The organism is Aristaeella lactis, from assembly GCF_018118585.1.
In the GTDB taxonomy this organism is placed as follows: domain Bacteria; phylum Bacillota; class Clostridia; order Christensenellales; family Aristaeellaceae; genus Aristaeella; species Aristaeella lactis.
Genome location: NZ_CP069421.1, coordinates 640,106 through 663,892 on the forward strand (window position 1 = coordinate 640,106; position 23,787 = coordinate 663,892).

The window sequence follows — 23,787 nt, forward strand, 5'->3', positions numbered from 1 at the left end:
TAGATTATCCCATCTTCTGGACAACGAAGCATTCCGGCGCGCCGGGACCGGCGTTCAGGAAGGCCTGGCGAAGCACATTGAAGGTCTTGTTGGAAAGGGAGGAAAAGAAAGGAACCAGCTCGTTCCGCTCCCGGTCTCCTTCCGAATGACCCGGATAGGCACAGAGCACCAGTACGCCTCCGGCCTGCAGGAGATCCAAAGCCTGGGAAACGGCCTCCCGGGTGGTTTCCCAGTGCGTGGTCACGGAGTGATCACCGCCCGGAAGCCAGCCAAGATTGAATACCGCCGCCTGTACGGGTTCATGCACATGCTCATTCATATGCTGATGACCGCAGCAGAAAAGCTCCGCACGATCCGCAACGCCTTCCCGGCGGAGCAGCGCTTCCGTAGAGACGACAGCCTGCTCCTGCACATCAAAGGCATATACCCGGCCGGACGGCCCCACGGTCTGGCAAAGGAAAAGGGTATCATGACCGTTGCCCATGGTCGCGTCGATGACGGTATCCCCGGGACTGACGGCCCGCGAAAGGATTTCTTTTGCCAGGAACCTGGCGGACTTCAGTTCGTAGCTCATAAGCGGTGAACTCCTGCTTTTTATTTCGTCTTTACTATGTTGAAGCCGGGCGGTTTTGTCAAGTGTACGCATACGGAAACAAACAAAACGCGGTTGTTTTCATCCGGGCTTTTTGGTATACTGACATGACGAAATGTGAGAAGTGCCGCGGCGCGGTGAAATAAAACAAGACAGGTGAAAAAGATTGAGAACGAAACGAATTCTGACAGTTATTACAGCTATCACGCTTTGTATCACAGCGGCATCGGCCGCGGGGGAAATCCATTCCAGAGATATCGAAAGCAACGGGAAAGTCATTGAAACGGTCTGGCAGGATGACAACGGACAGCCGGCGACCGGACCTGAAGGATACACTACCGTACGGTATACCTACAAACGGGAACTGACAACAGAGGAATACCTGGACGCTGACGGACAGCCTGTCCAGGCTTCCGGCGGGTATTACCGCAAGGCAGTGACCAGGGACGGAAAAGGCAACGTGATCCAGATCGAATACCAGGATCAGAAGGGTGAACGCGTACTGAACCGGTGGGGATACGCGGCAGTGACCATGTCCTATACAGGCTTCGGAGCCGTCAAGCTGGTGACCTATACCGGCCTGAACAAAAGGGCGGTGACAGTACCTTCCCTCGGATACGCGTCTGTGCTGACCCAATACAGCAATAAAACCATGACCAGCAAAACCTTCCGGGATGAGAAGGGAAAACCGGTGGACAACGTCCAGGGATTCGCGGTCATCCGGCAGAAGCTGAACAAGCGCTACCAGGTGCTGAGCACCCGCTATGACCATGCGGACGGCTCGCCGGCAACGGGACCGGACGGATGGTTCCGCTGCGTGAAGGACCGGGATGACCAGGGCCGGGTGACAGCCGTTTCCTACTATGACGTAAACAGCCAGCTTACTGACCGGGGCGCGGGATACGCCCAGGAAAAATACGCTTATGAGGGAAACAACATTGTGAAGCTGACCCGCTGTGACGCAGCCGGCGGAGTGATTACGGATGCCTCCGGGGTTGCCACGCTTGTACGGGAAATGAAGGATGACAGGATCATCCGGGAAAGCTTCCTGGACAGTGAGGGAAAGCGGACGAACAATAGCCTCGGCGTTGGCGGCATCCTGTACAGCTATGACCAGCGGGGCGGCATTGAAAAGGTAATGTACCAGGATACGGAAGGGAATCCTGCCCTGTGCACCGGGGGATATGCCGGATATCACGACACAAAGGATGAAGACGGAGTAACGGTCAGCCGCACCTTCCTGGGAACGGACGGCCTGGCCGCGGAAACACCGGGCGGATACAGCGAAATCCGTTATTTCTACAACGAATTCAAACAGCTCACGTCAACGCGTTATTATGATTTGAACGGGAAACAGGTCCAGGCCGAATAAGAGGCGGAGGAGCAGAAGATGGATATCGGAAAGCTGAAGGCACCCTATCAGATCACAGAGATCGATCCCTGGCTCGCACCCTACGGGAATGATATTGAGCTGCGGATGGACCGGTTTAAGGACAAACGCCGGCAGCTGGTAGGCGAGTCAGCCTCGCTGAAGGACTTTGCCAACGGATATCTGTTTTTCGGCTTTCACAGGACAAAAAACGGCTGGGTTTTCCGCGAATGGATGCCCGGAGCGGATGAAGTCCGCCTGATGGGGGATTTCAATGAGTGGAACAGGGACAGCCACCCCCTGGACCGCGGGGAAAACGGCGTATGGGAAATCGCCATGCCCGGAGCGGACAGCCTGAAGGAAGGCCAGAATGTAAAGCTGTGGGTCAGGAAAGGGGACAACTGGTTTGAACGCCTTCCTGCCTACAGCATGAAGGTGGTCATGGATGAACAGACCAGCATCCTGTGCACACAGGTATGGGATGCTGAAAAAGAATATCCCTGGACGGACGCGGGATTTACAGCAGTGAAACCGGACGCTCCTCTGATCTACGAGGCGCACATCGGCATGAGCCAGGACCGGGAAGGGATCGGAACCTACCGTGAGTTCGCGGAGAACGTGCTGCCGCGCATCCGGGACCTGGGTTACAACACCGTGCAGCTGATGGCGATCCAGGAACATCCGTATTACGGATCCTTCGGATACCAGGTGACCAACTTCTTTGCGGCTTCCCACTGGTACGGCGTGCCGGAGGACCTGAAGTACCTGGTGAACACCGCCCACAGCATGGGAATCCGTGTGCTGCTGGATGTGGTGCACAGCCACGCCTGTCCGAACGTGGGGGAAGGGCTGCAGCTGCAGGACGGAACCGAAGACCAGTATTTCCTCGCCGGAGGGGAAGGCTGGCATCCCGCCTGGGGCACAAAGCTCTTCAATTACGGGCGGACCGAGGTCCTGCACTTCCTGCTGAGCAACCTGAAATTCTGGCTGGAGGAATATCACTTCGACGGGTTCCGCTTTGACGGCGTCACCAGCATGATCTATCACGATCACGGCCTCGGCAGCGCCTTTACGAATTATGATATGTACTTCAATCTCAACACGGATCTGGAAGCGCTGAATTACCTGCAGCTGGCGAATGAACTGATCCACGAGGTGAATCCGAACGCGACAACTGTCGCGGAGGATATGAGCGGCATGCCCGGTATGTGCCTGCCGATCGAGCAGGGCGGCATCGGGTTTGATTACCGGCTGGCCATGGGTGAGCCTGATTACTGGATCAAGCTGCTGAAGGATACCCGGGACGAGGACTGGAATATGAACGGCCTGTGGTATGAAATGACCACGCGGCGGCCGCAGGAAAAGATCATCGGTTACTGTGAGAGCCATGACCAGGCCCTGGTGGGAGACAAGACCATTATTTTCCGGATGGCGGACGCTGAAATGTATACGGGAATGATGAAGGATTACCATTCCCTGACCATGGACCGGGCCATTGAACTGCACAAGATCATCAGGCTGTACACGATGAGCCTGGGCGGCAACGGATATCTGAACTTCATGGGCAATGAATTCGGCCATCCGGAATGGATCGATTTCCCGCGGGAAGGAAACGGATGGAGTTACAAATACTGCCGGAGGCAGTGGTCGCTGGTGGACAACCCGGACCTGAAGTTCGGGTGGCTGAACGATTTTGACAAGGCAATGATCAGCCTGGCCGGGGAAAAGAAGCTGCTGGATGACCCGGCTGCTGTCAGCCTGTGGATCGATCCGGAACGGAAGATCATCAGCTTCAGCCGGGGCGGACTCCTGTTTGTGTTCAATTTCCATAACAGCTATTCGGAGCAGAGCTTCTTCCTGCATGCCCACACAACCGGAGAGGGATCCTATAAGGTGATCCTGAGCACGGATGAAAAACGGTTCGGTGGCCCGGGTCTGATTGACCATGACTATATTTACCAGACTGCCTATACGGAAGGCCGGGGCCTCGGATTCAACGTCTACAGCCCCTGCCGTACAGCCATGGTGCTGGAACGAATCGGCGAATAACGGAGGCTTCGGATGATTTTTGAGGCAAAGGGCAATGCCCTGACCGCGCGCAGGGGCGGTGAAACCCTGCGGATTGAAAGCTGGGGAAAGGATTCCCTTCGGGTCCGGGCATATCTGTATGACACAAATTCAGAATCTGATTTCGCCCTGACTGAAAAGCCGGAAGAAACAGACTGCCGGGTCAGCATCAGCCAGCGTGAGGACCAGGGCGCGGCGGACGGGCCTGGCTACGCGGCCCCTTACGCGGTGATTGAGAACGGCCGGATCAGGGCTGAGGTCAATTTTGCCGGTGTAATCAGCTTTTACAGGGATGGAAATCTGATCCTGCGGGAATATTTCCGCTCCTACGGCGGAACGATCGCGCGGACCAGCCGCTGCCTGAAGATCGTGAACCGGGAATGGAAGGGAAACGCCGGCGGAAGCGAATACCGGCTCACCGTCCGGTTTGATCCCAACGAAAATGAAAAAATATACGGCATGGGACAGTATCAGCAGCCGAACCTGAACCTGAAGGGGAGCATGCTGGAACTGGCCCAGCGCAACAGCCAGATCTCCGTACCCTTTATGGTCAGTTCCCTGGGATACGGATTCCTGTGGAACAATCCGGCGGTGGGACGGGCCACCTTCGCGAACAACCTGACAGAATGGGTTGCCTACAGTACCCGGCAGATGGATTACTGGATCTGCGCCGGCGAAAACCCGAAGGACATCCTCTGCAAATACTCGGCTGTAACCGGGCACGCTCCCATGTTCCCGGAAAAACTGATGGGGCTGTGGCAGTGCAAACTGCGGTACCGTACACAGGAGGAAGTGCTGTCTGTTGCCAGGCAGTACCAGCGGGAAGGCATCAAAATCGACCAGATCGTGATCGACTTCTTCCACTGGACCGTGCAGGGAGACTGGAAGTTTGACAAAACCTACTGGCCGGATCCGAAGGCCATGGTGGATGAACTGCACAGCATGGGTATCCGGGTGATTGTGTCCGTATGGCCCAGCGTGGACCGGCGGAGTGAAAACTTCGGGCCGATGATGGAACGGGGCCTGCTGATCCGGACTGAGCGCGGCGCGGCCCAGACCTATGATTACCAGGGTGACTGCGTTGAGATCGATCCGTTCAATCCGGAGGCCAGGCAGTATATCTGGGACGTATGCAAAAAGAACTATTATGACCTCGGCATAGACGGATTCTGGCTGGACAATTCAGAACCTGATTACGGGGTATACGACTTTGACAACTACCGCTATTTCGCGGGACCGGCCCTGAGCTGCAGCAACCTGTATCCGCAGATGTTCTCCCGCGCGTTTTACGAACCCATGGCTGCCGGAAAGGGCACTGACGCGGTGAACCTGCTCCGCTGCGGCTGGGCGGGCAGCCAGAAATATGGCAATGTGATCTGGTCCGGAGACGTGCCCAGCACCTTTGAATCCTTCCGGGAACAGCTCCAGGCGGGACTGAATATCGGCCTGGCCGGTATACCCTGGTGGACAACGGATATCGGCGGATTCATGACGGACGACGTGAACGATCCTGATTTTCGGGAACTGCTGATCCGCTGGTATCAGTTCGCGGTATACAGCGCGGTGCTCCGGATGCACGGGGACCGCGGCCCCTTCACGATCCCGGCGCTTGATGACAGGGACTGGGGCGGCGGATACCTCCATACGGGCCAGCCCAACGAGCTGTGGAGCTACGGCGAAGAGAACTACCGTATTATGCGGAAGTATTATGATGTGCGCATTTCCATGCATGCTTATATCCGTGACCTGTACAGGGAGGCCCATGAAACAGGCGCACCGCTGATCCGGACCATGTTCTTTGAATTCCCGCAGGATGCCGCGTGCTGGGACCTGCAGGACCAGTACATGTTCGGCAGCAGGTACCTGGTCGCACCCGTGCTTGAGCTGCACCAGCGGGAACGCGGTGTGTACCTGCCGGAGGGCCGGTGGAAAGACCTGAACAGCGGCGCTGTACTGGACGGCGGACGCGTTGTGACTGCCCCCGCGCCGATCGACCAGATTCCCGTGTATGAAAAGGTGTGAAAACATACCGGAAAATCCCTGAAATAATTGATAAATAAGGCTTGAAAAGCGTCCGGAAGTATGCTATACTTCCGGACGTATGGTTTCCATACGATTAATCAGCGGCACTACGCCTTGAAAGAAGGGTTTAACGTAAAGAACGGAAACAGCCTGAAGGCCTTCGAAGACTGTCGGAGAGCATCTTTTCCGTATAGTCAGAGCAGGCTGATGGAGGGCTTGTTTTCCGCTCTTTTTCATTGCCCGAAAAGGATGGGGGACTGACAGATGGCCAAAACGGAAGCACTGTCCGGCCTTGAATCAAAAGCCCGGACGATTGCGGAGAAAATGGGGTATGAACTGGTGGATCTCTGCATGGACCGTGAACCCACCGGAAAGTATCTGCGGTTTTACATCGACAGGGACGAAGGTGTCAGCCTGGATGACTGTGAAGCGTATCACAAGGCAGTCCGGGCTGCGGCTGACAGCGTGGATTACGATTTCATGGAGGTTTCTTCTCCCGGTATTGACAGACCACTGAAGACGGACCGGGACTTTGAAAGAAACCTCGGAAGCGAAATCGAGATCAGGCTGTTCAGGCCCATTGAGGGAACAAAGGTTTATACCGGCGTCCTCGCGGGGCTTGAGGAGGGTAACATCGTAATCGACACGGCAGAAGGCCGGACACTCATCCCGCGCAAAGCTGCCGCGCTTGTGAAGCCCGTTGTTGACATGGAAGGAATCGAGGATGTCGATCTTTCCGAAGACAGCGAATCGGACGACAGTCAGTGACGAGAACAACACGGAGACGTGAGAAAGGAAAGCAACATGAAATCCGAAGTCATAGAAGCCATCAGGATGCTGGCAAAGGAAAAAGAGATTCCCGAGGAAACACTGTTCAAGACCATTGAGGAGGCCCTGAAGGCCGCTTACAGGAAGAACCTGCCGAAGAGCGAAACCGCTCCCAACAACCTGGACGTTACCGTAAACCGCCAGGACGGCAGCATCTCCGTATATGCCCGCAAGCTGATCCTTGAGGATGAAGAGATTGAGGATCCCACCAACCAGATCAGCCTGAAGGAAGCGCAGAAGATCAACCCCTCCTACCAGATGGGGGACATCGCTGAAGTGGACGTTACACCCAACGGGTTCCTGCGCGTGGCTGCCCAGACGGCCAAGCAGGTGATCATCCAGCACATCCGTGAAGCGGAACGCGGCAAGATCTATGACGAATACATCGAGAAGGAAAGCGAAATCCTGACCGGTATCGTTGAACGCATTGAGCCCAAGGCAGCCTATATCGACCTGGGCCGGACCGAAGGCGTGCTGGAACGGGATGAGATGATCCCCGGTGAGGAACTGCATGACGGAGACCACATCAAGGTTTATATCCTTGAAGTGCACAAGACCAGCCAGAATGCCGGCTACACTCCCCAGGTTTATGTCAGCCGGATCCATCCGAACCTGGTCAAGCGCCTGTTTGAGATGGAAGTTCCGGAAATCGCCGGCGGTATCGTAACAATCAAGAATATCGCCCGTGAAGCCGGAAGCCGCACCAAGATCGCCGTGCACAGCGCGGACGTGATGATCGATCCCGTTGGCGCCTGCGTCGGACAGCGCGGCGGCCGTGTGGACCGTGTCGTGACCGAGCTGAAGGGCGAGAAGATCGACATTATCAAATGGTCAAGCAATCCCGCGGAATTTGTGGCCAACGCCCTGAACCCGGCCCACGTGCTGAGCGTTTACCAGGCCAAGGATGAGAAGGCCTTCCGCGTGATCGTGCCGGACAACCAGCTGAGCCTGGCCATCGGCAAGGAAGGACAGAATGCCCGCCTGGCCGCGAAACTGACCGGATGGAAGATCGATATCAAGAGCCAGAGCCAGGCTGCCGAAATGGATGACATGGTGGATGAAAACGGTGAGATGACTGAGTTTGTCCAGGTGGAAACCCCCGCCTATGACAGCTTCACCATGGATTATGACGCAGAGATCGGCGGCGACGACGATACCATGTAATCACGGATCCCGGAAACGGAATCCGAAGCCGGACTGAAGGAGACACCTGATGAAGCCAAAGAAGATCCCGATGCGGATGTGCGTTGGCTGCCGGGAAATGAAGGAAAAGCGTGAACTGATCCGGATCGTGAGGACCCCGGAAGGGGAAGTTGCCCTGGATACCACAGGAAAACGCTCCGGCAGAGGCGCTTATGTCTGCCGGCAGGCGGAATGCCTGCGGCGCGCGATCCGGCAGAAGCAGCTTGAAAGACAGCTGGAGATCACCCTGACCCCTGAGATCACAGATGCGCTGACGGCCGAGATGGAACGGCTGAGCAGCGAAGGGGAAACGCAGCCGTGAATGAAACAAAGCTGAAGGGAATGCTGGGGCTTGCCCTGAGGGCCAGACAGGCCTCGCTGGGGATGGATGCATGCCGGATCCTGATCCGCTCCGGAAAATGCGGCATCATGCTGCTGGACGGAGACACAGGCCCCAACAGCCGGAAGAAAGCACAGGACATGTGCAGCCAGGCAGGCGTACCGGTCATGATCCTGCCTGCCGGAATGATCGCTGAGGCCACCGGTAAGGATAATATGGCCATCGGGATCAGCAAAGGCTCTTTCGCGGACCGGATCCGCGGGGAAATGACGGAAGACGCGGAAGCGTAAAACCGGCAGAACACAAGAATGCGTACTCATCATTATGCGCAGAGCATGATGAATAAAGAAATGCCGTAGAACGGCGGAGGGAAACAGCATCGCATGGCAAATGTGAATTTGAAAGACGCTACGAAAGAACTGGTTGGAGAAGCCTCCGGCATCCTGGAGGAAGCCACACGAATCCGGAAGGAAGCGGACGGCCTTTTTGACGCGCTGAAACGCCTGGATTCGGAGATGAACCGACAGGCCGAAGAGGAGGCAGCCCGCCGCCGCCAGCAGGAACAGCTGAAGGCTCAGTCTGCGCACACCAAAGCGTTCACAATGCTGGACGATGATGAGAAGCAGATGATGGAAGCGGCCCGGAAGGAAGAAGCTGCCAAGACAGCTGAACCGGCCGTGGAAAAACCTGCCAAGAAGGCTGAAGAACCGGTTAAGAAGCCGGCTGAACCCGCGGAAGCGGAAAAGAAGCCTGTGGAAACAGCCGCTCCGGAGGAAAAGAAGCCCGCGAAGAAGGTGGAATCCTACGTCGCGACGCCTGATGATCCGGATCCCACCCGGCCTGCCGCTCCGAAGAAACCCGCGATCGGCCAGATCATGAGCCGTCCCGGAGACAATCAGGCTCCGGCCAGGCCTGCCCGTCCCGCCGGTCAGCCCGGCCAGCCCGGTCAGTACGGACGTCCTGCCGGACAGCAGGGCCCCTACGGCCGTCCCGCAGGCCAGCAGGGCCAGTACGGACGTCCTGCCGGACAGCAGGGTCCCTACGGCCGTCCCGCAGGACAGCAGGGTCAGTATGGACGTCCTGCCGGACAGCAGGGTCAGTATGGCCGTCCCGCAGGCCAGCAGGGTCAGTATGGCCGCCCCGCCGGCGGTCAGCAGGGCGGTGGAACGCGTCCGCAGGGCGGTTTCGGCAACCGCCAGGGCGGTGCCGGCGGAAGCAGGCAGCGTACTCCTGAATTATCCGTGCCCATGGAAAAGGAACGGGTTTCCAACTACGACCCGAACAAGAAGAACTATATCCGCCAGCATGATCCGGAGCATGTAAGCCGCAACCGGAAGCAGGCGAGCAAGAATGCCCACTACAACGGCTATGATGATGAGGTCATCCGCGGCGGCAAGCGCTCCAGGGCAAAGAAACCCAGCGCGCAGCAGATGATGGCGCCGATCAAGATCGAAACTGCCTACATGGCCGGCGATACCATCACAGTTCGTGACCTGACCGAAAAGATCGGTAAGTCCGCCAGCGAGATCATCAAAAAGCTGTTTCTGCTGGGGAACATGGCCACCATCAACAGCGAGATCGACTTCGACACGGCCCAGCTTGTCTGCTCCGACTTCGAGATCACCCTTGAACGGAAACAGGAGCAGACGGCGGAAGCGGCTCTGGTGGCTGAGGACTTCGACGATGAAGAAGAGAACCTGCAGCCCCGTCCGCCGGTTGTCACCATCATGGGCCATGTTGACCATGGTAAAACCAGCCTGCTGGACTACATCCGCAAGAGCCGCGTAACAGCGGGCGAAGCGGGCGGCATCACCCAGCATATCGGTGCCTATACAGTGGACGTGGACGGCCGGAAGATTACCTTCCTGGATACGCCCGGCCATGAGGCATTCACAGCCATGCGTGCCCGCGGAACCCAGGCGACCGATATCGCCGTTCTCGTTGTCGCGGCTGATGACTCAGTTATGCCCCAGACGGTTGAATCCATCAACCACGCGAAGGCTGCTGAAGTGCCTGTGATCGTGGCGATCAACAAGATGGATAAGCCGGATGCCAACCCCGACCGCGTTAAGCAGGACCTGACCCAGTACGGCCTGGTGTGCGAAGACTGGGGCGGCGAGACCATCTGCGTGCCTGTTTCCGCCGTGACGGGCCAGGGCGTGGATGAACTGCTTGAAATGATCCTGCTGCAGGCTGATATGCTTCAGCTGCAGGCCAACCCGAACCGCCTGGGCAAGGGTGTTATTATCGAAGCCAAGCTGGACAAGGCCAGGGGCCCGCTGGCGACCGTGCTGCTGCAGAACGGTACGCTGCACGTCGGTGACAGCGTTATCGCGGGACTTGCTTCCGGTAAGGTCCGTGCCCTGATCAATGACAAGGGCGAACGCGTGAGCGAAGCAGGTCCGTCCATGCCTGTGGAAATCATGGGCTTTGACGATGTGCCGAGCGCCGGTGATGAGATGATCGCCGTGGGCGATGACCACCTGAGCCGCCAGGTTGCTGACGAACGCCGTGAGAAGCTGAAGGCCAGCCGTGAAGCCACCATGGCCAAGATGAGCATGGAGAACCTGTTCTCCAGCATCGAGGCTGGCAAGGTCACCACGCTGAACCTGATCATCAAGGCGGACGTGCAGGGCTCTGTGGAAGCTGTCAAGCAGGCCATGGAGAAGCTGAGCAACGACGAAGTGAAGATCCGCGTGCTGCACAGCGCCGCAGGTGCCATTACCAAGGACGACGTCAATCTTGCTTCCGCGTTCAACGCCATCATTATCGGCTTCAATATCCGTCCGGATGCTTCCGCACGGGAGGCCGCTGAAAAGCAGAAAGTCGATGTCCGGATGTACACGGTCATCTACAAGGCGATCGAGGATATGGAACTGGCTATGAAGGGCATGCTGGAACCGGAGTACCGCGAGGTGCTGCTGGGCCATGCGGAAGTCCGGAATGTGTTCAAGATCACCGGTTCCGGTATTATCGCAGGCTGCTATGTGACGGACGGCAAGGTACAGCGGAATGCCGGTGTACGCCTGCTGCGTGACAACGTGGTCGTATTCGAAGGCAAGCTGAGCAGCCTCCGTCACCTGAAGGATGACGTGAAGGAAATGGCTGCCGGCTATGAATGCGGTATGAGCCTGGAAGGCCATAACGACATCAAGGAAGGCGACGTAGTCGAGTGCTACATCATGGAGGAGATCCCGCGCTGATATGAGCAGTTACCAGAGAATAGACAGAATATCGGAAGAAGTACGCAGGGAAGTCGATGCCATCATCCGTGAGGAACTGCACGATCCCCGCGTAACGGGAACCTTTTCGGTCACCCGGGCGGAAGTGACCGGCGATCTTCGGTATGCGAAGATTTACGTCAGCGTACTGGAGGATGACCTCCGGGACGGGCTGATCGACGCCCTGAAGAACGCAAAGGGATATATCCGCCGTTCGCTTGGAAAGCGGATGATTATCCGTTATACCCCCGAACTGATCTTTGTGGATGACCGGAATATTGCTTACGGTGTCCACATCGCCAAGGTCCTTTCGGAAGCGATCGGAACGGAGGAAAAAACCGGTGGAAGCGATGACCAGGAAGCCTGAGGCCATTGCCCGGATGCTCCGGGATGCACAGACGATTGCCATCTGCAGCCATGTAAATCCGGACGGGGACACCCTCGGAAGCGCGGCTGCCATGAGGCTGGCGCTGAAGAAGCTGGGTAAAACCGTAAGCCTGTTCTGCGACGGGAAGGTACCGGATCAGCTGGCGTTTCTTCCCGGTATCGGGGAGATGAGCGTGCCCACTGGCGAAGAAGGTCCTTTTGACCTGATGCTCGCGGTGGATGTCAGTGATGAGAAGCGCCTGGGCTGCTGTGCAAAGCTGCTGCCCCAGTGCAGGCATACGGCGCAGATCGACCACCATCCCACGAATCCCTTCTTTATGGAGGAAAACAGCGTGGACGGTGACGCGCCAGCTTGCTGTATCCTGATCCGTGAACAGCTGGCCGCGCTGGGCATCGAACCTGACAGGGATATGGCTATCTGTCTGTACACCGGCATCAGCACAGACACGGGAAATTTTGCCTTTGCGTCAACCAACGCGGACTGTTTTGAGATTATGAGCGAACTGATGGGCAAAGGGCTGCCGCTGGCTGAACTGAACAGGGTTCTGTTCAGGGAACGCGCCAAACCCCAGGTACTGCTCATGGGCCGGGCACTGAACAGCCTTCAGTATTATGAAGGCTGCAGGATCGCCGTGATGAAGCTGACCCGGCGGGATTTCGATGAATGCGGCGCGCTGAGCGAACACGCGGATACGCTGGTGAATTTCGGACTGGATACGGTCGGAACAAGAATGGCAATGCTTGCCCGGGAGGGCGGAGACGGTGCCATCAAGTTCTCACTCCGGGCCAAGGAACCTGACTGCGTCAGCGATATCGCGCAGGAGTTTGGCGGCGGCGGACATCCGCAGGCTTCGGGAATCACTATGTACGGAGATCTGGATGAGACGGTCAGCCGTGTGCTGGACGCTATGATCCGGAAACTGAATGGATAAACGATGAACGGTTTTTATAACATAAAGAAACCAACCGGAATGAGCAGCGCGGCCGTAGTGGCCGTTATGCGCCGGCTGACAGGTGTGAAACGCATTGGTCATGCCGGCACGCTGGATCCGGAAGCCGCAGGCGTTTTGCCCGTGATGACCGGGAAAGCTACGCGGCTTTTTGATTATCTGGCGGATAAAGAAAAAGAATATATCGCGGTGTGTGCCTTTGGCAACCGTACCGATACACAGGATGCCACAGGTACGGTAATTGAAACAGGGGATAATTATCCGGACAGGGAAGCTTTCCTGAAAGCCGCCCAAAGCCTGACCGGCGAGATCATCCAGGTTCCGAGCATGTACAGCGCCATCAAGGTCGGCGGGAAGCCCCTCTATGTGCGGGCACGCCACGGCGAGACCGTCGAAGTACCAGAAAGAAAGGTCCGGATTGACAGTATTGACCTGCTCAGTGAACAGAAAGATCACGGATTTGAAATCCGTGTTCGCTGCGGAAGGGGAACCTATATCAGGACCTTATGCGAAGACCTGGGAAAGGCCTGCGGATGCCCTGCCCATATGAGGAGCCTGACACGGACAAGAAGCGGCGCCTTTACGATTGAGAATGCCATCAGCCTGGAAGAAGCGAAAACGCTGGCTGAAGCCGGAACCCTGGCCAGCAGGCTGCTGCCGCCGGATTATGCCCTGGCGCACCTGAAAAGAGCAGATATTCCTGCCAGGCTGAGAAAACCTGTGATCAACGGGGCCAAACTGCCCCTGGTTCCCGGTACGGAAGACCTTGAAGAAAATGAACCGGTGAGAGTTTACCTGGAAGACCGTTTCTGGGGGATCGCTGCCCGGCGGGAGAACGAACTTATCTGGAAAGCACTGATCGCGCCGAAAGAAGCGGAGGAAACGAACTGACATGCGTGTGATTCAAAAACCGCAGAACGCGGGAGAACGGGTTGTGGCCCTGGGAACATTTGACGGGGTGCACCGGGGACACAGGGCGCTGCTGCTTACCGCAAAGCAGCTGGCGGATGAACTGAACGTACCGCTTCGCGTATGCACGTTTAACCGTCATCCGCTGGAAATCCTGCGTCCCGATAATCCCCCTGTCATGCTGTCCACGATTCCGGAGAAAGCATCACAGCTCTTCAGTGCAGGCGTGGATGAAACCGAGCTGATCCCCTTTGACCGGAGTGTCGCCGACCTGGAACCGGAGCAGTTCCTGGAAAGAATGCACAGTATGATCACGGTGCGGGGCATTGTGGCCGGCTGGAATTATTCCTTCGGGAAAAACGGCCGCGGCAACGCCGACCTGCTGCGGGAAGACGGGAAAAAGCACGGATACAAAGTGATCATCGTTCCGCCGACCACCCTGGAGGACGGCACAGTGATCTCCAGCAGCCTTGTCCGCAGGTCCCTGCAGGACGGAGACATGCAAAAAGTATCGGAACTGCTTGGATATACCTACTCGCTGACCGGAACAGTGGCCCAGGGAAAGCACCAGGGCCATAAACTGGGTTTTCCCACAGCCAACATCGAACCATGGAAGCGGAAAGCGCTTCCGAAATTCGGCGTCTATACGGGAATGCTGGAAACAGATACAGAGATGCTTCCGGCAGTCGTGAATATCGGCATACAGCCGACTATTCCTTCCGGAAAGGTAACCGTGGAAGCACATATCCTGACGGAGAGTCCGGAACTGTACGGACAGAAGGTCCGACTGTCACTGCTGAAAATGCTGCGGTCTGAAAAACGGTTCGATTCGGTTGAGGAACTGACGCGGCAGATTGAACAGGACAGGGAAGAGGCCCTCAGATTGTTCCACATGGCATAGATGGTCGGAAATCAGACTTTCCTGTGCCTTGTATACAATAAAAAACAGGTGGTATAATACATCCGGAATTGATTATGTAACCGTAGAGGGAAAGGATCAGGAGGGACAACATGCCTGCTACGAAATTTGACAAGGAATCGATCAAGAATACCATTGTCGGAAAAGTTCAGCGGTATAACGGCCTGACAATTGAGGAGGCATCTCCCCATCAGATCTACAAGGCTGTGGCTTCCACTGTCCGCGACCAGATCATGCACAAAATGATCGAGAGCCGTGAAGTGTGGAAGAAGCAAAAGGGCAAGAGCCTGTATTACCTGAGCGTGGAATTCCTGATGGGGCGCAGCATGTACTGCAATATGCTGAACCTGCTCTCCACCAAAGAATATACCGAAGCACTGGAAGAACTGGGAATCGATATCAAGGATGTGCTGAAAGAAGAGCCGGAACCCGGTCTGGGCAACGGCGGCCTTGGCCGTCTTGCGGCGTGCTTCCTGGACAGCCTGAGCTGCCTGGACCTGCCGGCCATGGGCTGTACCATCCGTTATGAATACGGCCTGTTCCGCCAGAAGATCGTTGACGGACAGCAGGTTGAAATGCCGGACAGCTGGCTGGACAACGGCAACGTCTGGGAGACCGCCATGATGGAAGACGCCTGTGAGGTGCATTTCGGCGGCCATGTGGATGAAATTGAAATCAACGGACGTCAGAAGTTTGTCACCCGTGATTACTATACGGTCGAAGCTGTACCGTATGATATGCCGGTAGTCGGCTATGATGCCACGATCGTGAACCCGCTGCGGATGTGGTCTGCCAGGAGCCCGAAGAAGCTGGATCTTAACCGTTTCGGAGAGGGAAGATACGCCCAGGCTTCTGAAGAGATCGAGCTGGCTGAAGCCATCAGTAAGGTGCTGTATCCGGAAGACAGGCACTACGAAGGCAAGATGCTGCGCCTGAAACAGCATTACTTCTTCACAAGCGCTTCCCTGCAGTATATCCTGAAGGACTACAAGAAGCGCTTCGGTAATGACATGAGCAAACTGCCGGAAAAGGTGGTTATCCATATCAATGATACCCATCCCGGCATGGCGATTCCCGAACTGATGCGCCTGCTGATTGATGAGGAAGGCCTTGGCTGGGATGAAGCTTCCGCCATTGTGCAGAAGACCATCGCCTATACAAACCACACCATTCTTGCCGAAGCTCTTGAAAAATGGCCGGTAGGCATGGTACAGCAGCTGCTTCCCCGATGCTACCAGATCATCTGCGAGATGAACCGCCGCCTTTGCGAGCGGCTGTGGAACTGTTTCCCGGGAGACTGGGACAGGATCGCCCGGATGGCTATCATCAGCTATGACAATGTCCATATGGCCAATATGTGCGTGGCGATGAGCTATTCGGTGAACGGTGTCAGCAAGCTGCACGGCGAAATCCTGAAGGAAGAAACCTTCCATGATTTCAACCTGGTGATGCCGGAGAAATTCTCCGCCATTACCAACGGCATTACACACCGCCGCTGGCTGATGAGCTGCAATCCGGAACTGACGGACCTGATCTGCGAATCCATCGGAACAGGCTGGATCAAGGAGCCCCAGCGCCTGAGCGAGCTTCGCCCCTTTGCAGATGACGCCGCTTTCCGCGAGAAGTTCGGGAAGATCAAACAGCATAACAAGGAACGGCTGGCTGAAATGCTGAAGGAACGGCAGGGAGCTGTGATCGATCCGTCCTTCATCTATGACGTCCAGGCCAAACGGCTGCACGAATACAAGAGGCAGATGCTGAATGCCCTGCATATCCTTGTGCTGTATAACCGCATTGTGAATGACGAGCATTTCACCATGGAGCCGCGGGTGTTTATCTTCGGCGCCAAGGCAAGCCCCGGGTATTACCGCGCCAAGCAGATCATCAGGATGATCTGCGCGCTGAGCGAACTGATTGATAAACATCCCCGCGCGAGAAAAATGCTGAAGGTCGTATTCCTTGAAAACTACGACGTGAGCAGCGCGGAAGTGCTGATCCCGGCCGCCGAAGTGTCCGAGCAGCTGTCCACCGCCAGCAAGGAAGCCAGCGGAACGGGCAACATGAAGTTTATGATGAACGGTGCCGTCACCATCGGAACACTGGACGGAGCCAATGTGGAAATCAGCGAACAGGTGGGGATGGACAATATCTACATCTTCGGCATGCGTGCGGATACTGTCCGTGATATGTACCGTGAGAACAACTATAACCCGATGAACATCTTTGAAACGAACCAGGAAATCCGCCTGGCGATGACACAGATGATCGACGGTACCCTGATGCCCAACAATCCCGCCGCTCTCCAGGACCTGTATCACAGTCTGCTGCTTGGCAGCTGGGGATCCATGGGCGACAGCTACTTCGTGCTGAAAGATTTCGGATCCTACAGCATGGCCCAGAGAAGGCTGAACAATGATTATGCCAACCGGGACAAGTGGCTGAAGATGGCTGTCACCAACACGGCCATGTCCGGTGTCTTCTCATCTGACCGGACGATCCACGAATACAACGACCAGATCTGGCACCTGGAACCGCTCCGGAAACCGGAACCGCAGAAGGAAGCCGCGGATGCCCCGAAAAAGGAAAAGGCGAAGCCTGTCAGACTGAAATCCGGGAAATAACAAACAAAGGCACAGTCCTGTACGGACTGTGCCTTTTGCTTTAAACAATGTATTATTTACGGCCGAAAATGCTCTTGAGCTTGCTGAGGATTCCGCCAGCCTGTTTTGCGGCATCTCCCGTAATATCGCCAAGCTGTCCGGTGACGCCTTTGACAACATCACCCAGCTGGCTGGGATCCAGATCGATACCAAGCAGGTCCTTGATCGCTTTCAGCGGGTCAGCGGTGAACTTGGCGATCAGGTCCTTGTTACCGGTCAGCTTTGATACAAGGTCGGATATAATCTTCTGAATATCCATGGCAATTCCTCCTAATATAAAGTTTTACGGATGACCACACATCCGAATCTGATAACAGTATTATAATCCTATCCAAGTTGTATGGCAATATTGAGACAGGAAAAAACCGAAAAAAGAGAAAAAGCTTGAAGACAGCCCCCGGTTGCGTTACAATCAATATAACAAAACAGTAAAATACTTACAGGAGGTTCTGACTATGCCTACAGCAAAGAAGACCGCAACCACCGCCAAGAAGACAACGACTGCTGCCAAAAAGGCCGCAACAACCGTAAAGAAGACTGCTGCTGCCGCAAAGAAGACCACCACCGCGGCGAAGAAGACAGCGACAACCGCTGCCAAGAAGACCACTGCTGCCTCCAAGAAGACAACTGCGACCGCAGCGAAGAAGACGACAACTGCCGCCAAGAAGACTACCGCGGCAGCGGCGAAGAAGACGACAACCGCCGCCAAGAAGACAACCGCAACGGCGGCAAAGAAGACAACAACCGCTGCAAAGAAAACCACAGCAGCAAAGAAAACCACAACAGCAGCAAAGAAAACGACAACCGCTGCGAAAAAGACCACAACCGCCAAGAAACCCGCAGCAGCCAAAAAGCCTGCTGTTCCCGCAAGCGCGAATACAAGCATGAAGGTTACGGCTGCTGAGAAGAAACTGATTGAGGCATACCGCGGCGCTTCCGGCGACCTGAAGAAGATCTCCCTGAAGGTACTGAAAGGGGAGTACGCTGACTCGGCTATCAAACTGCTGGATACTGTCGGCGGCGGACTGGAATCCAGTGCCGACGGGATCGGCGGAGCCCTGGGCAACCTGCTCGGCGGACTGATCGGCGGAAAGAAGTAAAAAACATTACACAGAAAAGCGGGTGCAGTTCAAATGACTGCACCCGCTTTATTTGTGCTGCTCTTTTTATTTTCCGACCACGATAGTGGTGTCTTCGGTGATGGTCAGCTGGAAGGAGGCTTTACCGGCGTATTCCTTTTCCCCGCCGTTGATGCTGTAGCCATCAGCCGCCAGGGCGGAACTGTCCGCGATAACCTTGATCGGCGCGCCGGCAGGCACTTCGCCTTCCGTGACAGAACGAAGCTTGCCGCTGTGGTAGGTGAAGGTGCATCCTGTGCAGGTGACCTTGCACATGTTGCTTTCATCCACTTCCGCGGAAGCCGCGGTCTGGCGCACGATCTTAACGTCCAGCGCCACATCATCAGTGATGTTCATCACTTTAAATTCATTAACCGGAGAGGCAGGCTCAAAACGGATACCGTTTACGGTCCAGCTCTTGATGGGGTTTTCAGACCTGACCAGGAAGGAGCCGGTATTGTCGAATACGAGCTTAGATGCAGGATCGCCTTCCACTACATTTCCGACCGAGTCCAGCTTCAGCAGGACCTTTGCGGAAGCGGAGACGGTGATGGTTTTCAGCTCCAGTTCGGGCATGTCTTCATCAGATCCGTCAGCCGGAGCAGCCTGCTGGCCATCATCCGCCGGCTGAGCGCTGGCGGTGTTCGCGGTATCAGGTGCCGCTTCAGGAGCAGGAGCGGGATTATCCGCGGGTGTTTCGGTCGTGTTCGACGCGGCTGCGCCGGCGGGAGGCTCCATGCCGTAAACAAGCAGCATAACGGTATCAGAATCCACTTTATAGCCGTTGCCGTTCACATGGCAGTAAACAGACCATCCATGCATGGCGTCCGGCACATGGGTCAGGGAGATCGTTTTGCTGTTCGGGCTCTTTACCTTGACATCCTTGAAAACAGTGGAAAGCTTTTTGCCGCTGACTTTTTCACCATTCTCGGGATTGATGAAATACCATGTATAGGAATCAACAGTACCCTTCACCGAAATGGAGAAGCTGACAGCTCCCTTTTTGGATGTTGTGGAGGTTTCAGGCTGTTTTGTAATGGTAGGTTTGCCGGCGGCGAATGCTTCCGACGCAAAAGCAAACACAAGGCAGAACGCCAGAACCAGGCTGATAATCTTCTTCATGAAGGATGCCTCCCGTATCGATCAAAATATTACATATATATTAACATATGATAACAAAAATAGCAATATTTTCGCGGGTTTTCCGGCATATCCTGTTTTTTAATCCTGTGTGCGCAGATTCAGAAGACGGATGACAACCGTTTCCAGCGCACCGTCGGGCAGAATTCTGCCTGATTTGACGGCGTATTCGGTGTCAAAACAGATCTGGACGGCCTTTTTCACAAGACCGCCGGTATAGGAAGAAGCCTGGCGCAGATACTGATCCACCGCGAAAGGAGGGACACCGAGCGCATTCCGGATATAATCGCCGCCTTTCTTTTCATACTGCATGATCTTGATATGCTGCAAAAGCCTGTACTGACGGAGCAGCATGGCGAGAATGGCCATGCGGTCCGTGCCGGAGAGCAGCAGGTTGCGCAGGAGCGTGAACGCACGAGTGCGCTGTCCCGTAACCACGGCGTCCACCATCTGGAAAACGGTGCACTCCGTGGAAGGCGTCGCCAGAAGCGAAATATCATCCGCAAGCACGGAAGAACGGCCTTCCGCGTATGAAGAGATCTTATGGATTTCAGAAACCAGCAGGCCGGTGTCGGAGCCGACGGTAAAGATCAGGTATTCAGCTGTACGGTCATCACATTCCTTGCCATCCTGCTTAAAGGTATCTGTGACAAAACGGGTCAGTTCCGCACCGCGCAGCGAGGCAAAAGTGATGATTCCCCCATGCTTTTTAATCGCGCTGTAGAGTTTTTTACGCCCATCCGGCTTTCCGGTGCAGTAAAAAAGGAGAATGGCGGTTTCCGGTACAGAGGGGAGATAGCTGATCAGGCGTTCATCCGCTTCAGCCCGCCCCAGCAGGGCAGGAAAGTCACGGACGATGACCAGGCGTTTGTCGGCCATAAAAGGCTGGGTTTCCGTATCAGCTATGAGCTGGTCAACGGAGGGATCAGACAGGACGGTTTCATTCAGTGTTTCCATACCTTCCGGAAGAACTGCACGGCGCAGTTCCGCAAGCGCATCCTGTTTCAGGTGTTCCTCATCTCCCTCGAACAGCAGCACCTGCGGCAGGGAATGCTGGGAAAGGGCACGGGTAAAATCCTTACGATCCATGAAAAAACCTCCGAAGCGATCAGGGTACAAGATACGGGGTAACCGTATATGAATCTTGCTCAAAATGAACGGTGACAGCACCGCATTCGGCTGAGCCATAAACCGGAATACCGCCGGTACGGGAACGGAAATCATCCAGTCGGGAAACTGACCTGCAGGTGAGCAGTATGGCATCCGGCGATACTGAGGAAAGAAAAGCAGGCCCTGTGGAGGAAGCGGAACCGTGGTGGGCTGCTTTCAGGATATCGGTCGGAGCGGCACAATAGATTTCATAAATACCGGAAAGATCCCCTGTCTGCAGAAGTACTGTTCCGTTCAGCGTCAGGCGGGATACCAGGGAATAGTTGTTGGCATCCTGGCCGGGACGTGTTTTTCCTTTTTCAGGCCAGAGCACAGTCAGTGTGCCGGAAGGCAGCTGAAGAACATCCCCGCGGGAAAGTTCCCGTATCTCCGTGCCCTTCATCTGCAGCTCCTGAAGCAGCGCAGCCATATCAGGATGAATATCCTGTTCCAGAGCTCCGGCAGGAAGAAGGATAAGCCGGATGGGAATCTCATCCTGAATCAGGGAATGAAGGCCACCCGCATGATCTGTGTGCAGGTGTGTCAGGATAACAGCATCCGGGGTCAGACGCCGGGAGCGCAGGAAGCCGCTGAGAATACTGTTATCCTCCCCGGTGTCCATGACATAAACTTTATCGTTGTCCCAAAGCACCGCCGCGTCAGCGTTTCCGGCGCTGAGCTGTATATATTCCGTTACGTTATGGGAAACAGGAAGCAGGGAGACAACCAGCGCAGCCGCACCGAGGGACAGCAGTACGGCGCGTACCCCGCGGTGCAATCGGATAAACCAGCAGAAGCCGAGAAAGAGAAGCACAAGAGCGGCTCCTGTCAGGACATTCGGAGTATGAATCCATACTGTAAGCCCCGGAAGGGAGCCGAGACGGCGTATTCCGGAAAGAAGCAGGCCGGTGACGGCGGATACCGGACCGGAAAGCAGGCCGGAAAGAAACGGTACCGGGAGGAAAAGAAGCGTCAGCCAGAAAAGGGTAATCAGTATTCCCGAGATCAGCATAGCCGGCAGGTTGATCAGGAAGACCAGGAGCGGAAGCCGCTGGAAAGAAGCAAGCTCCGGAAGCAGCATACCAAGCTGTATGCCAAAGGTCAGGACCAGCGATTCCAGGATATAACGCAGGAAACGGCTTCGAAGGGACCTGCAGCGGGCGGCGATCGGTGAAAACCAGACAAGGCCGAACATGGCGCCGAAGGTCAGCTGGAAGGAAACCGAAGTAACCTGGACCGGTGAGAAAAGCGTCATAATGAAAAGCGCCGCACTGAGCAGATGCAGTCCTGAACGGGGCCGGTTCAGAATACGGCCTTCCTGATTCAGAAGGAGAAGCAGGGAGGCACGGATCACAGGCTGGTTCATACCGCATAGCGCCGCGTAAAAGCCAAGCACTGCCGCATAAAGGCACAGCCGAAGTCCCTGCCGCAGTCTCAGCAGGCGGAACAGCAATGCCATCGCGCCGATCAGGATGCCCACATGAAAGCCGCTTACAGAAAGAATGTGGGCAATGCCAAGCCGGGAAAAAGCCTGACGGTCTTCTGAGGGGATCAGGGAACGCATTCCCAGCAGCATCGCGGACGCATAACCGCCTGTCTCCACACCGAGATGACTGATGAAGGCGCATGAAAGCCGGTGGCGAAGCGCAGCGACAGAACCCGCAAAAGAAAAGGAATCCGGATCCTGAACGGACAGGTTATCGCAGCCGTATACGCACACCGTGATGCCTCGCTGGAGCAGGGCTTCCCGGAAATCATATCCGTCCGGATTATCCGCCCCCCGGGGATGATACAGAGAAGCACGGAAATGGACTTCTTTGCCCGGAACCAGCGAGGTCTGCTGTTCATCAGCATAAAAAGTCCAGTAAAGCCCGCCGGATAGAGGCCGGTCATCCAGGGTGACGTCAGACAGGTATACCCTGTGCTGGCCGAAAGATCCGTAAGTGATTTCGTCCGATATAATCCCGCGGACGGTATAGTCTGCTTCCGGCGGCAGGCCGGGATGAAACGCGATACAGCCGGCACAGACGCCCAGGGCAAGGGAAAAGGCAATACAGGCGGAAAAACGCTGCCATTCCTTCAGCAGGAGGACGGCGGAAAGCGCCAGGATACAGGCAAGTACAGGAAGAACCAGGCCGTCTGTTCCTCTGCCGATGAATACACCCGCGACAAGGGCTATTGCCGCGGGCGGGAGCAGCCAGCCCCGCTGCAGCTTATTCACAGACTGATGACAGCGCCGGCTTCAGCCAGTTTTGCGCGGGGGAAAACAGAACGGGCTTCCTCCAGCAGGATCCGGCGGGGATACAGGGGATTGAGATGGGTGATGATGAGATCATCCGCCCCGGCTTCCTGCGCGAGACGCGCGGCAAGCTCCGCGGAAAGATGGGGTTTCTGATCTGACCAGCTGTCAGAAGGGAATAATCCGTCCGCCAGGAGCAGACTGCAGCCGCGGTAGTCATCCGCAAGGGAGGACAGGGTATTGGTATCTCCGGTATAGCCGAAGGTTTTCCCGTCACAGGACAGGCAGTAGCCTACAGAAGGGACAGGATGCCTGGCAGCGTTGACCCTGACTTCAGTCCCGTTCACATTCAGAACCTGTCCCGCGGATACTTTTGTAAAGGCAAAGCAGGGAACAGAGGACACAAGCTGAAAGACCGGAGAAGAAGGATCTTCCGGTCCGTAAACAGGCAGTACCTGACCGTATGCCTGAAGCCGGTACATCAGTACCGGGATATCCGCCGTATGGTCATAATGCCAGTGACTGACAAACAACGCCGAAAGTGTTTCCGGCGCTGTAAGGGATGTCAGCAAACCAAGCACACCGCTTCCCAGATCAAACTGAAAGAGGCTGTCTCCCGCCTCCAGCAGATAACCGGAGGTTGCTCCGCAGCTTTGGGGAAAAGGACCGTTAATGCCAAGCAGATGCAGTTCCAT

Annotated in this window: 20 protein-coding genes; 14 read left to right on the top strand and 6 right to left on the bottom strand. The window is 55.9% G+C overall.

Annotation, left to right across the window (positions count from 1 at the left end; translation table 11 throughout):
- Positions 1 to 4: 4 nt before the first annotated feature.
- Complete coding sequence (gene mnmM, locus JYE50_RS02995; RefSeq protein WP_179138172.1) at positions 5 to 574, bottom strand: tRNA 5-(aminomethyl)-2-thiouridylate-methyltransferase MnmM; 570 nt, start codon at positions 572 to 574, stop codon at positions 5 to 7.
- 184 nt (positions 575 to 758) lie between these two features.
- Between mnmM and JYE50_RS03000 the strand changes: the two genes are divergently transcribed.
- The 13 genes from JYE50_RS03000 (at position 759) to JYE50_RS03060 (ending at position 17,407) form a co-directional block, all read left to right on the top strand.
- Positions 759 to 1,964 carry a hypothetical protein gene (locus JYE50_RS03000; protein ID WP_084094307.1) on the top strand — a complete coding sequence of 402 codons (1,206 nt, stop codon included), beginning with the start codon at positions 759 to 761 and terminating at the stop codon, positions 1,962 to 1,964.
- 18 nt (positions 1,965 to 1,982) lie between these two features.
- Positions 1,983 to 4,010, top strand: coding sequence for an alpha-amylase family glycosyl hydrolase (locus JYE50_RS03005; protein WP_084094309.1), 2,028 nt, complete (start codon positions 1,983 to 1,985; stop codon positions 4,008 to 4,010).
- Positions 4,011 to 4,022: 12 nt separating this feature from the next.
- Complete coding sequence (locus JYE50_RS03010) at positions 4,023 to 6,050, top strand: glycoside hydrolase family 31 protein (protein ID WP_084094311.1); 2,028 nt, start codon at positions 4,023 to 4,025, stop codon at positions 6,048 to 6,050.
- Between the two features lie 264 nt (positions 6,051 to 6,314).
- Complete coding sequence (gene rimP / locus JYE50_RS03015) at positions 6,315 to 6,818, top strand: ribosome maturation factor RimP (protein ID WP_084094315.1); 504 nt, start codon at positions 6,315 to 6,317, stop codon at positions 6,816 to 6,818.
- Positions 6,819 to 6,854: 36 nt separating this feature from the next.
- The gene (gene nusA / locus JYE50_RS03020) at positions 6,855 to 8,042 is read left to right on the top strand and encodes a transcription termination factor NusA (protein ID WP_084094317.1); all 1,188 of its coding nucleotides are present in this window, start codon (positions 6,855 to 6,857) and stop codon (positions 8,040 to 8,042) included.
- Positions 8,043 to 8,091: 49 nt separating this feature from the next.
- Positions 8,092 to 8,382 carry an RNase P modulator RnpM gene (gene rnpM / locus JYE50_RS03025; protein WP_084094319.1) on the top strand — a complete coding sequence of 97 codons (291 nt, stop codon included), beginning with the start codon at positions 8,092 to 8,094 and terminating at the stop codon, positions 8,380 to 8,382.
- A complete protein-coding gene (locus tag JYE50_RS03030) occupies positions 8,379 to 8,690 on the top strand; it encodes a L7Ae/L30e/S12e/Gadd45 family ribosomal protein (protein WP_084094321.1) in 312 nt (103 codons plus the stop codon). Before rnpM ends, JYE50_RS03030 begins: the two co-directional genes overlap by 4 nt.
- 93 nt (positions 8,691 to 8,783) lie before the next feature.
- On the top strand, positions 8,784 to 11,603 hold the full coding sequence (gene infB, locus JYE50_RS03035) for a translation initiation factor IF-2 (protein WP_084094323.1): 2,820 nt from the start codon (positions 8,784 to 8,786) through the stop codon (positions 11,601 to 11,603).
- A gap of 1 nt (position 11,604) precedes the next feature.
- The gene (rbfA, locus tag JYE50_RS03040) at positions 11,605 to 11,988 is read left to right on the top strand and encodes a 30S ribosome-binding factor RbfA (RefSeq protein WP_084094325.1); all 384 of its coding nucleotides are present in this window, start codon (positions 11,605 to 11,607) and stop codon (positions 11,986 to 11,988) included.
- On the top strand, positions 11,972 to 12,940 hold the full coding sequence (locus tag JYE50_RS03045) for a DHH family phosphoesterase (RefSeq protein WP_283399157.1): 969 nt from the start codon (positions 11,972 to 11,974) through the stop codon (positions 12,938 to 12,940). The genes rbfA and JYE50_RS03045 overlap by 17 nt, the downstream gene beginning before the upstream one ends.
- A gap of 3 nt (positions 12,941 to 12,943) precedes the next feature.
- Positions 12,944 to 13,849, top strand: coding sequence for a tRNA pseudouridine(55) synthase TruB (gene truB, locus JYE50_RS03050; protein ID WP_084094329.1), 906 nt, complete (start codon positions 12,944 to 12,946; stop codon positions 13,847 to 13,849).
- Between the two features lies 1 nt (position 13,850).
- Positions 13,851 to 14,768 (top strand): bifunctional riboflavin kinase/FAD synthetase, encoded by a 918-nt coding sequence (locus JYE50_RS03055; protein ID WP_084094331.1) that lies wholly within the window; start codon positions 13,851 to 13,853, stop codon positions 14,766 to 14,768.
- 110 nt (positions 14,769 to 14,878) lie between these two features.
- A complete protein-coding gene (locus JYE50_RS03060) occupies positions 14,879 to 17,407 on the top strand; it encodes a glycogen/starch/alpha-glucan phosphorylase (protein ID WP_084094333.1) in 2,529 nt (842 codons plus the stop codon).
- A 52-nt stretch (positions 17,408 to 17,459) separates the two neighbouring features.
- On the opposite strand, the gene JYE50_RS03065 is transcribed toward JYE50_RS03060, so the two are convergent.
- On the bottom strand, positions 17,460 to 17,705 hold the full coding sequence (locus JYE50_RS03065; protein WP_084094335.1) for a hypothetical protein: 246 nt from the start codon (positions 17,703 to 17,705) through the stop codon (positions 17,460 to 17,462).
- Positions 17,706 to 17,901: 196 nt separating this feature from the next.
- On the opposite strand from JYE50_RS03065, the gene JYE50_RS03070 reads away from it, so the two are divergent.
- Complete coding sequence (locus JYE50_RS03070; protein ID WP_179138175.1) at positions 17,902 to 18,546, top strand: hypothetical protein; 645 nt, start codon at positions 17,902 to 17,904, stop codon at positions 18,544 to 18,546.
- A gap of 66 nt (positions 18,547 to 18,612) precedes the next feature.
- On the opposite strand, the gene JYE50_RS03075 is transcribed toward JYE50_RS03070, so the two are convergent.
- From JYE50_RS03075 to JYE50_RS03090, 4 genes are all read right to left on the bottom strand, one after another.
- Entirely contained in the window at positions 18,613 to 19,686 is a 1,074-nt protein-coding gene (locus JYE50_RS03075) for a hypothetical protein (protein WP_084094337.1), read from the bottom strand.
- A gap of 99 nt (positions 19,687 to 19,785) precedes the next feature.
- Positions 19,786 to 20,793 carry a DNA polymerase III subunit delta gene (holA, locus tag JYE50_RS03080; RefSeq protein WP_179138176.1) on the bottom strand — a complete coding sequence of 336 codons (1,008 nt, stop codon included), beginning with the start codon at positions 20,791 to 20,793 and terminating at the stop codon, positions 19,786 to 19,788.
- 19 nt (positions 20,794 to 20,812) lie between these two features.
- The gene (locus tag JYE50_RS03085) at positions 20,813 to 23,074 is read right to left on the bottom strand and encodes a ComEC/Rec2 family competence protein (protein ID WP_084094341.1); all 2,262 of its coding nucleotides are present in this window, start codon (positions 23,072 to 23,074) and stop codon (positions 20,813 to 20,815) included.
- Positions 23,071 to 23,787, bottom strand: a complete 717-nt coding sequence (locus tag JYE50_RS03090; protein ID WP_084094343.1) for an MBL fold metallo-hydrolase — start codon at positions 23,785 to 23,787, stop codon at positions 23,071 to 23,073. Before JYE50_RS03090 ends, JYE50_RS03085 begins: the two co-directional genes overlap by 4 nt.